The sequence below is a fragment of the Streptococcus mitis genome, from assembly GCF_946190275.1.
GTDB classification, from domain to species: domain Bacteria; phylum Bacillota; class Bacilli; order Lactobacillales; family Streptococcaceae; genus Streptococcus; species Streptococcus mitis_DC.
This window is the reverse complement of the sequence record NZ_CAMHZQ010000001.1, coordinates 148,699-164,264: the sequence shown is the minus strand read 5'-3', so window position 1 is coordinate 164,264 and position 15,566 is coordinate 148,699. Positions and strand designations below refer to the sequence as shown.

At 41.9% G+C, this 15,566-nt stretch carries 16 protein-coding genes; 14 read left to right on the top strand and 2 right to left on the bottom strand.

The annotated features are described in order from the left end of the window. The first annotated feature begins 129 nt into the window (after positions 1-129). From N8M20_RS00730 to N8M20_RS00665, 14 genes are all read left to right on the top strand, one after another. Positions 130-888 carry an isoprenyl transferase gene (locus tag N8M20_RS00730; RefSeq protein ID WP_261078706.1) on the top strand — a complete coding sequence of 253 codons (759 nt, stop codon included), beginning with the start codon at positions 130-132 and terminating at the stop codon, positions 886-888. 8 nt (positions 889-896) lie between these two features. Next, entirely contained in the window at positions 897-1,700 is an 804-nt protein-coding gene (locus N8M20_RS00725; protein ID WP_261078703.1) for a phosphatidate cytidylyltransferase, read from the top strand. Between the two features lie 21 nt (positions 1,701-1,721). Then, positions 1,722-2,981 carry an RIP metalloprotease RseP gene (gene rseP / locus N8M20_RS00720; protein WP_261078700.1) on the top strand — a complete coding sequence of 420 codons (1,260 nt, stop codon included), beginning with the start codon at positions 1,722-1,724 and terminating at the stop codon, positions 2,979-2,981. Between the two features lie 12 nt (positions 2,982-2,993). Next, complete coding sequence (locus N8M20_RS00715; RefSeq protein ID WP_173225195.1) at positions 2,994-4,847, top strand: proline--tRNA ligase; 1,854 nt, start codon at positions 2,994-2,996, stop codon at positions 4,845-4,847. A 98-nt stretch (positions 4,848-4,945) separates the two neighbouring features. Continuing rightward, positions 4,946-6,325: a 6-phospho-beta-glucosidase gene (gene bglA, locus N8M20_RS00710; RefSeq protein WP_261078698.1), complete on the top strand. Its 1,380-nt coding sequence runs from the start codon at positions 4,946-4,948 to the stop codon at positions 6,323-6,325. A gap of 192 nt (positions 6,326-6,517) precedes the next feature. Then, entirely contained in the window at positions 6,518-8,323 is a 1,806-nt protein-coding gene (gene glmS, locus N8M20_RS00705; RefSeq protein ID WP_261078697.1) for a glutamine--fructose-6-phosphate transaminase (isomerizing), read from the top strand. 118 nt (positions 8,324-8,441) lie between these two features. Next, positions 8,442-9,491 (top strand): LLM class flavin-dependent oxidoreductase, encoded by a 1,050-nt coding sequence (locus N8M20_RS00700; RefSeq protein ID WP_261078816.1) that lies wholly within the window; start codon positions 8,442-8,444, stop codon positions 9,489-9,491. Positions 9,492-9,712: 221 nt separating this feature from the next. After that, positions 9,713-10,720, top strand: coding sequence for a uroporphyrinogen decarboxylase family protein (locus tag N8M20_RS00695; protein WP_261078695.1), 1,008 nt, complete (start codon positions 9,713-9,715; stop codon positions 10,718-10,720). A gap of 9 nt (positions 10,721-10,729) precedes the next feature. Further along, a complete protein-coding gene (locus tag N8M20_RS00690) occupies positions 10,730-10,933 on the top strand; it encodes a hypothetical protein (protein WP_261078693.1) in 204 nt (67 codons plus the stop codon). Positions 10,934-10,935: 2 nt separating this feature from the next. Beyond that, entirely contained in the window at positions 10,936-11,934 is a 999-nt protein-coding gene (locus N8M20_RS00685; RefSeq protein WP_261078690.1) for a uroporphyrinogen decarboxylase family protein, read from the top strand. An 11-nt stretch (positions 11,935-11,945) separates the two neighbouring features. Further along, entirely contained in the window at positions 11,946-12,824 is an 879-nt protein-coding gene (locus N8M20_RS00680) for a transporter substrate-binding domain-containing protein (protein ID WP_077804373.1), read from the top strand. 177 nt (positions 12,825-13,001) lie between these two features. After that, a complete protein-coding gene (locus tag N8M20_RS00675) occupies positions 13,002-13,694 on the top strand; it encodes an amino acid ABC transporter permease (protein ID WP_023939124.1) in 693 nt (230 codons plus the stop codon). Between the two features lie 3 nt (positions 13,695-13,697). Further along, positions 13,698-14,420, top strand: coding sequence for an amino acid ABC transporter permease (locus N8M20_RS00670; RefSeq protein WP_261078688.1), 723 nt, complete (start codon positions 13,698-13,700; stop codon positions 14,418-14,420). Between the two features lie 9 nt (positions 14,421-14,429). Continuing rightward, positions 14,430-15,194 (top strand): amino acid ABC transporter ATP-binding protein, encoded by a 765-nt coding sequence (locus tag N8M20_RS00665; RefSeq protein WP_033678447.1) that lies wholly within the window; start codon positions 14,430-14,432, stop codon positions 15,192-15,194. A 75-nt stretch (positions 15,195-15,269) separates the two neighbouring features. On the opposite strand, the gene N8M20_RS10625 is transcribed toward N8M20_RS00665, so the two are convergent. Both N8M20_RS10625 and N8M20_RS00660 read right to left on the bottom strand, forming a co-directional pair. Further along, positions 15,270-15,329 (bottom strand): hypothetical protein, encoded by a 60-nt coding sequence (locus N8M20_RS10625; RefSeq protein WP_419991750.1) that lies wholly within the window; start codon positions 15,327-15,329, stop codon positions 15,270-15,272. 70 nt (positions 15,330-15,399) lie between these two features. After that, positions 15,400-15,561: a hypothetical protein gene (locus N8M20_RS00660; RefSeq protein WP_261078687.1), complete on the bottom strand. Its 162-nt coding sequence runs from the start codon at positions 15,559-15,561 to the stop codon at positions 15,400-15,402. Between the last annotated feature and the right edge of the window lie 5 nt (positions 15,562-15,566).

Sequence of the window (15,566 nt, the reverse complement as noted above, 5' to 3'; positions counted from 1 at the left end):
GTTTTGAGGTTGCAGATAGAGCTGACGTGGTTTGAAGAGATTTTCGAAGAGTATAAATAGCTTAGTGATAGAAGAAAATAGGGAAATATGGTATAATGAAACGATAGATTTTTGAATAGGAATAAGATCATGTTTGGATTTTTTAAGAAAGATAAGGCTGTGGAAGTAGAGGTTCCGACACAGGTTCCTGCTCATATCGGCATCATCATGGATGGAAATGGCCGTTGGGCTAAAAAACGTATGCAACCGCGAGTCTTCGGACACAAGGCGGGCATGGAAGCATTGCAAACTGTGACCAAGGCAGCCAACAAACTAGGCGTCAAGGTGATTACAGTTTATGCTTTTTCTACGGAAAACTGGACCCGTCCAGATCAGGAAGTCAAGTTTATCATGAACTTGCCAGTAGAGTTTTATGATAATTATGTCCCGGAATTACATGCGAATAATGTTAAGATTCAAATGATTGGGGAGACAGATCGCCTTCCTAAGCAAACCTTTGAAGCTCTGACTAAGGCTGAGGAATTGACTAAGAACAACACAGGTTTGATTCTTAATTTTGCCCTTAACTATGGTGGACGTGCTGAGATTACACAGGCTCTTAAGTTGATTTCTCAGGATGTTTTAGATGCCAAAATCAACCCGGGTGACATCACAGAGGAATTGATTGCCAACTATCTCTTCACCCAGCATTTACCTAAGGACTTACGAGACCCAGACTTGATTATCCGTACTAGTGGAGAATTGCGTTTGAGCAATTTCCTTCCATGGCAGGGAGCCTATAGTGAGCTCTATTTTACGGACACCTTGTGGCCTGATTTTGACGAGGCGGCCTTGCAGGAAGCCATTCTTGCCTACAATCGTCGTCATCGCCGATTTGGAGGAGTTTAGGAGGAAATATGACACAGGATTTACAGAAAAGAACCTTGTTTGCAGGGGTTGCTCTGGCTATTTTCCTACCAATTTTAATGATTGGGGGACTCTTGCTTCAGATAGCAATTGGAATCATAGCCATGCTAGCCATGCATGAACTTTTGAAGATGAGAGGTCTAGAGACCATGACGATGGAGGGTCTCTTGACCCTCTTTGCAACCTTTGCTTTGACCATTCCCTTGGAGAATTACCTGACTTTTTTGCCAGTTGATGGGAATGTGGTTGCCTACAGTGTTTTGATTTCAATTATGTTAGGAACGACTGTTTTTAGCAAGTCGTATACGATTGAGGATGCGGTTTTCCCGCTTGCTATGAGCTTTTATGTGGGCTTTGGTTTTAATGCTCTATTAGATGCTAGAATTGCAGGTTTAGATAAGGCACTATTAGCCTTGTGTATTGTTTGGGCAACAGACAGTGGTGCCTATCTTGTTGGGATGAACTATGGTAAACGAAAACTAGCTCCGACAGTTTCTCCAAATAAAACCTTTGAGGGTGCCTTGGGTGGTATTTTAGGTGCGATTTTAGTAACCATCATCTTTATGATGTTTGACAGAACAGTTGCTCTTCCGTATGGAATTTACAAGATGTCCGTCTTTGCTATTTTCTTTAGCATTGCTGGACAATTTGGTGATTTACTAGAAAGTTCGATCAAGCGTCACTTTGGTGTCAAGGATTCTGGGAAATTTATCCCTGGACATGGTGGTGTTTTGGATCGTTTTGATAGTATGTTGCTTGTATTTCCAATCATGCACTTGTTTGGACTCTTTTAATCAAAAGACGGAGGAAATACTATGCTCGGAATTTTAACCTTTATTCTGGTTTTCGGGATTATTGTGGTAGTGCACGAGTTCGGACACTTCTACTTTGCCAAGAAATCAGGGATTCTAGTGCGTGAATTTGCCATTGGAATGGGCCCCAAAATCTTTGCTCACATTGGCAAGGATGGAACGGCCTATACCATTCGAATCTTGCCTCTGGGTGGCTATGTTCGCATGGCCGGTTGGGGTGATGATACAACTGAAATCAAGACAGGAACTCCTGTCAGTTTGACTCTTGCTGATGATGGTAAGGTTAAGCGCATCAATCTTTCTGGTAAAAAATTAGATCAAACAGCTCTTCCTATGCAGGTGACCCAGTTTGACTTTGAAGACAAGCTTTTTATCAAGGGCTTGGTTCTAGAAGAAGAAAAAACATTTGCAGTAGATCACGATGCAACGGTTGTGGAAGCAGATGGTACTGAGGTTCGGATTGCTCCCTTGGATGTTCAATATCAAAATGCAACTATCTGGGGCAAACTGATTACCAATTTTGCAGGCCCTATGAATAACTTTATCTTAGGTGTCGTTGTTTTCTGGATTTTAATCTTCATGCAGGGTGGTGTCAGAGATGTCGATACCAACCAGTTCCATATTATGCCTCAAGGGGCTTTGGCTAAGGTAGGAGTACCAGAAACGGCACAGATTACCAAGATTGGCTCACATGAGATTAGCAACTGGGAAAGTTTGATTCAGGCTGTGGAATCAGAAACCAAAGATAAGACGGCCCCGACCTTGGATGTGACTATTTCTGAAAAGGGGAGTGACAAACAAGTCACTGTTACTCCGGAAGAAAGTGAAGGGCGTTACCTTCTAGGTGTTCAACCGGGGATTAAGTCAGATTTTGTATCTATGTTTGTAGGTGGTTTTACAACTGCTGCTGACTCGGCCCTACGAATTTTATCAGCTCTGAAAAATCTGATTTTCCAACCGGATTTGAACAAGCTAGGTGGACCTGTTGCCATCTTTAAGGCAAGTAGTGATGCTGCTAAAAATGGAATTGAGAATGTCTTGTACTTCTTGGCAATGATTTCCATCAATATTGGGATTTTTAATCTTATTCCGATTCCAGCCCTGGATGGTGGTAAGATTGTGCTCAATATCCTAGAAGCTATCCGCCGCAAACCATTGAAACAAGAAATTGAAACCTATGTCACCTTGGCCGGAGTGGTCATCATGGTTGTCTTGATGATTGCTGTGACCTGGAATGACATCATGCGACTCTTTTTTAGATAATCGAGGAATATTATGAAACAAAGTAAAATGCCTATCCCAACGCTTCGCGAAATGCCAAGCGATGCTCAAGTTATCAGCCATGCTCTTATGTTGCGTGCTGGTTATGTTCGCCAAGTATCTGCAGGTGTTTATTCTTATCTACCACTTGCCAACCGTGTGATTGAAAAAGCTAAAAATATCATGCGCCAAGAATTCGACAAGATTGGTGCCGTTGAGATGTTGGCTCCTGCCCTCCTCAGTGCAGAATTGTGGCGCGAATCAGGTCGTTACGAAACTTATGGTGAAGACCTTTACAAACTAAAAAACCGTGAAAAATCAGACTTTATCTTAGGCCCAACACACGAAGAAACATTTACAGCTATTGTCCGTGATTCTGTTAAGTCTTACAAGCAATTGCCACTTAACCTTTACCAAATCCAGCCTAAGTATCGTGATGAAAAACGCCCACGTAATGGACTTCTCCGTACACGTGAGTTTATCATGAAGGATGCTTACAGTTTCCACGCTAACTATGATAGCTTGGACAGTGTTTATGATGAGTATAAGGCTGCTTATGAGCGTATTTTTACTCGTAGTGGTTTAGACTTCAAGGCTATCATCGGTGACGGTGGAGCCATGGGTGGTAAGGACAGCCAAGAATTTATGGCCATTACACCTGCCCGTACAGATCTTGACCGCTGGGTTGTCTTGGACAAGTCAGTTGCCTCATTTGACGAAATTCCTGCAGAAGTGCAAGAAGAAATCAAGGCAGAATTGCTCAAATGGATGGTTTCTGGTGAAGATACCATCGCCTACTCAAGTGAATCTAGCTATGCAGCTAACTTAGAAATGGCAACAAACGAGTACAAACCAAGCAACCGTGTTGTCGCTGAAGAAGAAGTAACTCGTGTTGCAACGCCAGATGTTAAATCAATTGATGAAGTTGCAGCCTTCCTCAATGTTCCAGAAGAACAAACAATTAAAACTCTCTTCTACATGGCAGATGGTGAGCTTGTTGCGGCCCTTCTAGTTGGAAATGATCAACTCAACGAAGTTAAGTTGAAAAACCATTTGGGAGCAGATTTCTTCGACGTTGCTAGCGAAGAAGAAGTGGCAAATCTTGTTCAAGCAGGTTTTGGTTCACTTGGCCCGGTTGGTTTGCCAGAGAATGTTAAAATCATCGCAGACCGTAAGGTGCAAGATGTTCGCAATGCAGTTGTCGGTGCTAACGAAGATGGCTACCACTTGACTGGTGTGAACCCAGGCCGTGATTTTACTGCAGAATATGTGGATATCCGTGAAGTTCGTGAGGGTGAAATTTCTCCAGACGGACAAGGTGTTCTTAACTTTGCGCGTGGTATCGAAATTGGTCACATCTTCAAACTCGGCACTCGTTACTCAGCAAGCATGGGAGCAGATGTTTTGGATGAAAATGGCCGTGCTGTGCCAATTATCATGGGCTGTTACGGTATCGGTGTTAGCCGTCTCCTTTCAGCAGTGATGGAGCAACACGCTCGCCTCTTTGTCAACAAAACGCCAAAAGGTGAATACCGTTACGCTTGGGGAATCAACTTCCCTAAAGAATTGGCGCCATTTGATGTTCACTTGATCACTGTCAATGTCAAGGACGAAGAAGCACAAGCTCTGACAGAAAAACTTGAAGCAAGCTTGATGGGAGCTGGTTACGAAGTCTTGACGGATGACCGTAACGAACGTGTCGGAGTCAAATTCAGTGATAGCGACTTGATTGGATTGCCGATTCGTATCACTGTTGGGAAGAAAGCGGCTGATGGCATCGTAGAAGTTAAGATTAAAGCGACTGGTGACACTATCGAAGTTCATGCCGATAACGTGCTCGAAACGCTTGAAATCCTCAGCAAGAAATAAAAACTATAATCAGAAGAAAAACAAGGAAAAAATGTAACTAGTTTTTACCTTGTTTTTTCTGTATAATGGGAAAAATGAGTAGATAAAGAGGTAAATGTATGCTAAGATTTCCAAAGGATTTTGTCTGGGGATCCTCTACTTCTGGACCGCAGACAGAAGGACGTGTAGCTGGTGACGGTAAGGGAGATAATCTCTGGGATTACTGGTTCCAAGTGGAGCCAAATCGTTACTATAATGGGATTGGTCCAGATAAAACATCAACCTTTTATGAAAACTGGGAAAAGGATATCGATCTCTTGTTAGAAACTGGTCACACGGCCTTTCGGACTTCTATTCAGTGGTCACGGATTTTTCCACAAGGATGTGGAAAAGTCAATCCTCAAGGTGTGGATTTCTATCGTAAGGTTTTTGAGGTTATTAAGGCTAAGGGGATTCGTCTTTTAGTCAATCTCTACCACTTTGATTTGCCTTTTGCCCTTCAAGAAGCTGGTGATGGTTGGGAAAATAAGGAGACTGTCTCAGCCTATGAAGACTATGCTTGTTTTTGTTTTGAGACTTATGGAGATTTAGTGGATCAATGGATTACCTTTAACGAGCCCATCGTTCCTGTAGAGTTTGGCTATTTTTACGATGCACATTATCCACATAAGGTGGATGCAGAAGCGGCGGTTAAAGTAGCTTATCATACACAATTAGCCAGCAGTCGGGCGGTTAAGGCTTGTCATGAACTCTTGCCTGATGCTAAGATTGGGATTGTCCTCAACTTGACACCGGCTTATCCACGTAGCCAGCATCCTGCTGATGTCAAGGCAGCTCGTATTGCGGATCTCTTTCAGGCCCAATCTTTCTTAGATCCGTCCGTTTTGGGTACTTATCCACAGGAGTTAGTAGAAATCTTACATGAATACGGTCTCTTGCCTGATGCTACAGAGGAGGAGTTGGAACTCATTCGTGATAATACGGTGGACTTCCTCGGTGTCAACTACTATCAACCTTTGCGTGTCATGGCACCTCGATTTGCGAAGCATCCAGAGAGTCCACTCTTGCCAGAACATTTTTATGAGCCTTATGTGATGCCTGGACGTAAAATCAATCCTCATCGTGGCTGGGAGATTTATGAGCAAGGGATTTATGACATTGCCCAAAATATCAAGGAAAACTATGGCAATATTGAGTGGATGTTGACAGAGAATGGTATGGGTGTTGAAGGGGAAGAAAAATTCCGTCAAGATGGAATGATTCAAGATGATTATCGTATTGACTTTGTAAAAGGTCATCTTCGTGAACTGCACCGTGCCATTGAAGATGGAGCCAACTGTAAAGGATACTTAATCTGGACCTTTATTGATTGCTGGTCATGGCTCAACAGCTATAAAAATCGCTATGGTTTGGTCGAATTAGACTTGGAAACGCAAGAACGTCGTCTGAAGAAATCAGGGCAGTGGTTCAAGGAACTAAGTGATAATAATGGATTTTAAAAAAGACTCTGACTGATTGTTCTAATTGGTCAGAGTTTTTTTGATTTCAGGAAGTTGATTTCGACTATACCAATTTTTACTCTTGACAAGTGAAAGAAACAAGTATATACTGTTTTTGCTGATTCTATAAAAGAGGAATTAGACTATACCAATTTTAAGGAGAAAGCACGGCTGGTCTGTGTCGTATATACTATGTGTGGAATTGTTGGTGTTGTTGGAAACACAAATGCAACTGATATTTTGATTCAAGGGCTTGAAAAGCTCGAATACCGTGGCTATGATTCTGCGGGAATTTTTGTCCTAGGTGGTGCTGAAAACCACCTAGTCAAGGCTGTTGGTCGTATTGCAGAATTGTCTGCCAAGACAGCTGGTGTTGAGGGAACAACTGGTATTGGACATACTCGTTGGGCTACTCATGGAAAACCAACGGAAGACAATGCTCACCCACACCGCTCTGAGACTGAACGTTTTGTCTTGGTGCATAACGGGGTGATTGAGAACTATCTTGAAATCAAGGAAGAATACCTTGCGGGGCACCACTTCAAGGGGCAAACAGATACAGAAATCGCTGTTCACTTGATTGGAAAATTTGCGGAAGAAGGTCTCTCTGTTCTTGAAGCCTTCAAAAAAGCCCTTCACATCATCCGCGGTTCTTATGCATTTGCTTTGGTTGACTCACAAGATCCTGAAGTCATCTACGTAGCTAAGAATAAATCACCACTTTTGATTGGTCTTGGGGAAGGCTATAATATGGTCTGTTCAGATGCTATGGCTATGATTCGTGAGACCAACCAATACATGGAAATCCATGACCAAGAGTTGGTAATCGTCAAGGCGGATAGCGTGGAAGTTCAAGACTATGATGGTAACAGTCGTGAGCGTGCTTGCTACACTGCAGAACTTGACTTATCAGATATCGGTAAGGGAACTTACCCTTACTATATGCTCAAGGAAATTGATGAGCAACCAACTGTTATGCGTAAACTCATCCAAGCCTACACAGATGAGGCTGGTCAAGTAGTGGTTGACCCTGCTATCATCAAGGCTGTTCAAGATGCAGACCGCATCTACATCCTTGCAGCTGGAACATCTTACCACGCAGGATTTGCTTCTAAGAAGATGCTGGAAGAATTGACGGATACACCAGTTGAACTTGGAATTTCATCTGAGTGGGGTTATGGTATGCCACTTCTCAGCAAAAAACCACTCTTCATCTTTATCAGCCAGTCTGGTGAAACAGCAGATAGCCGTCAGGTTTTGGTCAAGGCTAATGAAATGGGAATTCCAAGCTTAACAGTGACAAATGTTCCAGGTTCAACCCTTTCACGTGAAGCTAACCATACCATGCTCCTTCACGCAGGACCTGAAATTGCCGTGGCCTCAACCAAGGCCTATACAGCGCAAATCGCAGCCCTTGCCTTCCTTGCAAAAGCAGTCGGAGAAGCGAACGGTAATGCTAAAGCGCAATCCTTTGACCTGGTTCATGAGTTGTCAATCGTAGCTCAGTCTATCGAATCAACTCTTTCAGAGAAGGAAACCATTGAAGCCAAGGTTCGTGAGCTTCTTGAAACAACTCGCAACGCCTTTTATATCGGACGTGGTCAAGATTACTACGTAGCCATGGAAGCCAGTCTCAAACTCAAAGAGATTTCTTACATCCAGTGTGAAGGCTTTGCGGCAGGAGAACTCAAGCACGGAACCATTGCTTTGATTGAAGAAGGAACGCCAGTCTTGGCCCTCTTGTCTGACCCAGTTCTTGCCAACCATACTCGTGGAAATATCCAAGAGGTTGCAGCCCGTGGTGCCAAGGTGCTTACTATCGCAGAAGAAAATGTTGCCAAAGATACAGACGATATCGTCCTTACGACCGTACACCCTTACCTCTCACCAATCTCAATGGTCGTACCAACACAATTGGTCGCTTACTTTGCAACTCTACACCGTGGTCTGGATGTGGATAAACCACGTAACCTTGCTAAGTCAGTAACGGTAGAATAAGCTAAAAAAGTCTAGTAATCTAGGCTTTTTCTTGTGAGCAAATTGGTTGCTTGTACTCAAGATTCGTGTTAGAATAATTTTTCAAATTGAAGGACAGAAAGAGACAAGGATAATGGATATGGTAGAATTGGGAATTTCAACATTTGGGGAAACAACGGAGCTTGAGGGGACTGGGCAAACTTACAGTCATGCCGAACGTATTCGCCAGTTGGTGGCAGAGATTGAACTGGCTGACAAGGTTGGTTTGGATGTATATGGGATTGGTGAGCACCATCGAGCGGATTTTGCGGTATCTGCGCCAGAGATTGTCCTGGCAGCTGGGGCAGTCAATACCAAGAAAATCCGTTTGACCAGTGCAGTCAGCATTCTCTCAAGTATGGATCCGATTCGTTTGTTCCAACAGTATGCCACTATCGATGCTTTGTCAAATGGACGAGCGGAGATTATGGCTGGAAGGGGGTCTTTCACGGAATCTTTTCCCTTGTTTGGATATGATTTGAAAGACTACGAAGCCCTTTTTAATGAGAAATTAGACTTGCTTCGGTTAGTTAATGAAAAGACCAAGTTAGACTGGCAAGGTCGATTGAGCCAAACAATCTCTGGCAAAGAAGTTTATCCTCGTCCAATTCAGGATAAATTACCCTTGTGGATAGCGACAGGTGGTCATGTCGAATCAACAGTGAAGATTGCTCAGGCAGGCCTACCGATTGTCTATGCCATTATTGGTGGCAATCCTAGTTATTTTAAAAAGTTGATTCAGGCTTATCGTGAGATTGGGAGCGAAGCGGGTCATGCCAGTCATGAACTAAAGGTTGGAGCCCATTCTTGGGGCTGGATTGCTGAAGATGGCGAGCAGACGGTGAAAGATTATTTCCATCCGACCAAGCAAGTGGTGGATGCTATTTCCAAAGACCGTCCGCATTGGCAGGAGTTGCGTTATGAGCAATATTTGGAGCAAGTTGGGCCAAATGGTGCTATGTTTGTGGGCAATCCAGATCAGGTGGCAGAAAAATTGATTCGCATGATTGAGGATTTAGGTTTGGATCGCTTTATGTTGCACCTACCTCTTGGTTCTATGCCTCATGAACAAGTCCTGAGAGCTATTGAACTCTTCGGCACGCAAGTGGCTCCAAAAGTACGGGAATACTTTGCCATGAAAGAGGCTTAATAAAAAATCCTAATCAGGCTGATAAAAAATCTATATAACAACTATTTTAAAAAAAGCAATAAACAGAAAAGAATCTCTGAAAAGCTAGTAAAATCAAGCTTTCCAGAGATTCTTTTCGTTATTGATATAAACAATATCAATCAAGTCGATAGTCAATATATATTGGGAAAAGGTCAAAAGGAGTGGTAAGATGGTTTCAATCCAAATGGAAGGAGAAAAGTATGACAAGTAAAAGAGAACTAGTTTTTAGAGCCATCCAAGGAGAAGAAGTGGAACGAGTTCCTGTAGGCTTTTGGTTTCATTTTGTAACACTGGAGGAAAAAGGGCAAGGTTTAAATAACCCACGTATCTTTCAAAAAAGTGTAGAGGGACATCGGAAGTACGTCGAAAGAATTCATCCTGATTTTGTCAAAATGATGAGTGACGGATTTTTCATTTATCCAAGTAATGTCTACAGTCCTTTGGTTTCAAGTATTCAGGAGCTGGCTTCTATTGAGTCGATTGGTGAAAACCATCCTTGGATTCAGCAACAAGTAGAAGTGGTACAAGCTATTCGATCAACCTTCACTGAGGAAATTGCTTCATTCTACAATATTTTTTCTCCAATTTCCTACCTGAAAAGATGGTTTCGTACAGAGACTTCTAGAGGTGATAAGGAGGTTGCTAATCTATTACTCGAAAATCCAGAGCTATTCAGGGAGATTTTAGATGTAATAGCTGAGGATATCGCAATCCTAACCAAGGCAATCATTCAGGATTGTGGAGCAGATGGGATTTACCTCAGTACACAAGAAATTCAGGATGAGCGCATCACAGCAGAATTGTATCAGACCTATATTGAGCCAAGCAACATAAAGGTTTTAGAAGCTGCTAATCAGGCAGGTGGGGTAAATATCCTGCATATCTGCGGTTTCCAAGGTGCCAGTAACGATGTGACTATTTTCAAAGATTATCCAGCCCAGGTTTTCAATTGGGCAACCCACCATGAAGCAGTCAGTTTGCCTCAAGGTCAGGAGCTATTTCATGGCAAAGCGGTCTTGGGTGGTTTTGAAAATGGGAAGCAGAGCCTGCTTTATGGAGGTAGAAAGGCTGCACTACAAGAGGAAACCAAACGCTTGTTGGCTGAAGCTGGGACTAGAGGAGTTCTTCTTGGAGCGGATTGCACGGTTCCAGATGACTTTGAATTAGAAAGATTGGACTGGATTCGTCAGGCTGCTATTTTAGAATAGGAGGGCCTTATGAAAAGAAAAAAGTGGATATTGGTAGGGACAGCCCTTGGCTTTGTTATCTTACTTGCGATTAGCCTCACCAAGGGAATTACTTGTAAGGAAGGACCAAGATGTCATGGGATTCAGGATTTTCAGAAAGAAAGTCTTCCCTTTATTCAAACCAATGATATTGCCAGTGTTTTATTAGTCGAAAAAAAAAGAAATGGAGAATAGAGATGTCAGAAAAAAGAGAATGGGTTTTAAAAGCATTTAGAGGAGAAGCAGTCGATCGTGTGCCTGTCGGTTTTTGGCACCACTTTACATCAGAAGAGGAATGGTTAAAGGGATTTTCAAATCCTGTGATTATTGAAAAGAATATACAAGGTCACAAACAATTTATCCATGAACTACACCCAGACTTTATTAAGTTGATGAGTGATGGCTATTTTGCTTATCCAAATCCAGTTATTGCTAAAGGGGAATCACTCCAAGAGTTGGCAGAGATTGAACCTCTGGGTGAAAATCATCCGTGGATTAGAGAGCAAGTAGAATTGGTGAAGAAGATTAAGCAGGAGTTTACGGAAGATATTGTTGCTATTTACAATATTTTTGCACCTGTGACCTACCTCAAATGGTTACTTGGAGAAGTGTCTGGTGGGGATGATCTCATTGCAGATTTCTTAGTCCAAGATCCTCAGAAATTGAAAAAAGTACTTGATGTGATTGCGCAAGATATCGCTAGTTTGAGTCAAGCTATTATTAAAGATGCAGGAGCAGACGGTATTTATCTCAGTGTGCAAAGTATTCAGGATGCGCGTGTTTCTGTTGAAGACTATCAGGAGATTATTGCGCCGAGTGAACTGACTGTTTTAAATGCAGCTAAGTCGGTTGGTGGGGTAAATATCCTTCATATCTGTGGCTATGAAGGAGCTCGAAACGATATTCATATCTTTGCCGACTATCCAGCTCATGTTTTTAACTGGGCAGTTGGTCCAGAAGGGATCAGCCTAAAAGAAGGTCGTGAGATTTTCAAGGGTCGTGCTGTTTTGGGAGGATTTGAAAACGGTAAAGATGGCCTTCTCTATCGAGGCAGTAAGGAAGAAATTCAGGCTGAAACCAAACGCTTGATAGAAGAAACAGGTAAAGATGGCCTCATACTTGGAGCAGATTGTACCATTCCGAGCGATATTGCAGTGGAACGTATCCAGTGGGTGAGAGAAGCAGTAGCTAAATAAAGGAGAAGAATATGAGTAAGAAAACATGGATTATTGGTGGAGTTGCGGTTGCGGCAGTGCTTGGAGCAACAATTATTGGTAGAACTTTGGCGGGAGCATCTGCTAAAGGTGCAGATGCAGCTTCATCTGGACAAGTAACAACTTTAAAGGTTGCCCATACTCAAAACTATGTCCCTTATGATTTTATTGACGAAAAAGGGGAATCAGATGGTTATGAAGTCGCTGTTTTAAAGGCAGTTGATGAGAAATTAGCAGATTATAAATTTGAGTATACTGGAACTAGTGATGATGATCTCTTGATTGGACTTGAGTCTGGTAAGTACGATATTGGAACTAAAGGTGCTTGGTATACAGATGAACGGGCTAAGAAATTCATTATTCCATCTGAGCCAGTAGGAGCCAGCATTATTGGTTTTACTGTCAGAAAAGAAGATGAAGCCAAATATAAGAATATTGATGATTTCGCCAAAAATAAAGGAAAATTAGTACCAATCTCTCCTCAAAATGCCCAGTGGAATGTTATTAATAGCTATAATGAGAAGCATAAGGATACACCGATTGAGTTGACAGCTGCTGAATCATTCAAGGTGGCAGATGCTTATGCTTGGGTTTTAGAAGGACGTTATGATGCTTTCTTTGATATTAAGCTGTCTTTTGAAAAAGCAGTGACAGCAGAGGATGGTTCTTACCACCAATATGCGGATAAACTTAGCTGGTTCCCTTATAAAGGAATCCCAACCTATCCCTTGATTCACCGTGATGAAAAGGGTGAGAAGTTTGCTAAAGAGTATGAAAAAGCGATTAAAGAATTAAAAGAAGACGGTACTTTAGCTAAGCTTTCTCAAAAATACTTTAAAGAAGATGTTTTTAGCTACGTTGATAAAGATTAGATGAGCAATCAGGCATGTTATACTCTTCGAAAATCTCTTCAAACCGCGTCAACGACGCCTTGCCGTAGGTATGGTTACTGACTTCGTCAGTTCTATCCACAACCTCAAAACACTGTTTTGAGCAACCTGCGGCTAGTTTGCTTTTTGATTTTCATTGAGTATTAGAAAGAGGTTTATATGGTTTCATATGATTTTTCAAGAGTGTTCCAATTTTTACCAACCTTATGGCAGGCTCTTCCGATGACCTTGTCCATTCTCTTTTTTACTACAGTCCTCGGTTCCCTTTTCGGTGGCTTACTGGCTTGGGCTCAAGTGGGAGAAGATAAGACTTTTGCAGGTCTTTCCAAGGGCTATATTTTCACTCTTCGCTGTACTCCCCCCATTGTCTTACTGTTTTTAGTTTTTTATGGTTTGCCTGAATTTTTAAAATGGTGGCTGAATTTAGATATCAACAACTGGTCTAAGACGGTCTTCGTCTTATTCACCATGGTATTACTATTTGCGGCTATCATTGCAGAAGTATTTAAGGCGTCCTATCAGGCAATTCCCAAAGGTCAGATGGAGGCTGGAGTCAGTATTGGTCTGACCCCTAGTCAGACATTTTGGAGAATCATTTTTCCTCAGGCTTTTCAAGTGGCTCTTCCAAATATGACGACCGCTATTCTAAATTTGATGCGGGACGCTGCCCTAGCCTATACGATTGGTTTTGTGGATGTCATGGGAGCTGGGAATCTCTTAATTAGTCGCAACTTGGGGAATTACTCTCTTGAAACCTATACAGCGGTTGCCATTCTTTATTGGGGTGTAGCCTTGGCTGTTTCCTTCTTGAGTCGCTTGTTAGAAAAATCTTTGGAAACGAAAGGGAGATAGGATATGGATTTAGACTATATTGCAAAAACCTTTTTAGAGACCTTAAAAGGGGTACCGACCACCTTGATTATCATGATTGTAGCCATGGTCTTAAGTTTTGGACCAGCCTTGTTTTTAGCTCTGGGACAAATATATAAAGTCAAAGGTATTCGAACTTTCTCTCTCGCGTATCTAGCTTTTATAAGAGCAACACCTCCGATTTTGCTGATTCTTTTCTTTTATAGTTTGTTTCCGAGTTTGCTCAATCAATTTCTCAAAAGCATAGGAAGTGATGTTGACATCTTTAAACTCAATCCTATCTATTATGCTTTTATTATCTATAGCCTGATGACAACAGGTAGTTTATCAGAAATCTTACGTTCGGCTATTTTGACTGTGGATAAGGGACAATTAGAAGCTGCACAAGCGATTGGTTTAACCACTAGTCAGGCTTATGTGAGGATTGTTTTTCCACAGGCCTTGCGATCAGCCCTACCCAATCTGGCTAATCTAGTTATAAATATTGTAAAAGGAACCTCTTTGGTTTTTGTGATGACCATTAAGGATATTACAGCCATTGCCCGTGTTGAAGCGTCTTATGGTTATCAGTATTTTGAATCCTATTTTGTGATCTTTTTACAGTACATTCTTATTTGCGGATTGATTCAATGGGGCTTTTCAATCTTAGAGAAACGCTATATTCAAAGAGAAAAGGGACAAGTAGTGCCCAGTACAGGTTTAGCATAGGAGGAGACAATGTTACAAGTAGAACATGTTGCAAAAAAATTTGGAGACAGACAAGTCCTAGAAGATGTTAATCTCAATGTCAACCAAGGGGATGTGGTTGTAATATTGGGCCCATCTGGATCAGGTAAAACGACTTTTCTCAGATGTCTCAATCATTTAGAAAAGGCTGATAGTGGCTCTTTGAAGCTTGCTGATAAAGAATACGATCTTGGCAAATTGACCAAAAAAGATATTTTAGAAATTCGCCAGAAGACCGCCTTTGTTTTTCAACATTATAATTTATTTGCTAATAAAACGGCCTTGGAAAATATTTTAGAGGGCCTGGTGATTGCTCGGAAAATTCCTAAGGAAGAAGCCATCAAACGTGCGGAAGCTGCCTTAGAAAAAGTTGGTTTACTAGCTTATAAAGATTACTATCCCTCTCAGCTTTCTGGAGGCCAGCAACAACGAATCGGCATTGCGCGTGCCATCGCTGTGAAACCAGAGGTCATTTTATTAGATGAGCCAACATCGGCCTTGGATCCAGAGTTGGTAGGGGATGTTTTAGATGTTTTAAAACAGTTGGCTAAAGAAGGTGTTACTATGGTAGTAGTGACGCATGAGATGGGTTTTGCTAGAGACGTGGCCAATCATGTTATTTTTATGGACGGTGGGAAAATTGTTGAAGAAAATGATGCCCATCAATTCTTTAATCGTCCAAAAGAAGAAAGAACCAAGCAATTTTTGGCACGAATACTTTCGGATGCGACCTATAGTGTAGAATATATGATTTGATAGATAGGCTTATCAGGGCAAAAATTAATCCCCCGAGCGTTAAGGCTTGGGGGATTGTTCTATAGGAGGGCTAGTTTAGTTCTCTTTTTTGTTTTTTAGCAAGAAGCCGAGACCTAGAAGGGTAAGGAGACTAATTCCTGCAAACAGGAGTTTGTTATCGTTGAGCTTCCTGTATTTGGATTAGTTATATCTAGCTATGCAAAGGTTATATAGTAGCAGTTTTATACTCTTCGAAAATCTCTTCAAACCACATCAGCTTCATCTTGCCGTGGGTATGGTTACTGACTTCGTCAGTTCTATCCACAACCTCAAAACACTGTTTTGAGCAACCTGCGGCTAGCTTCCTAGTTTGCTCTTTGATTTTCATTGAGT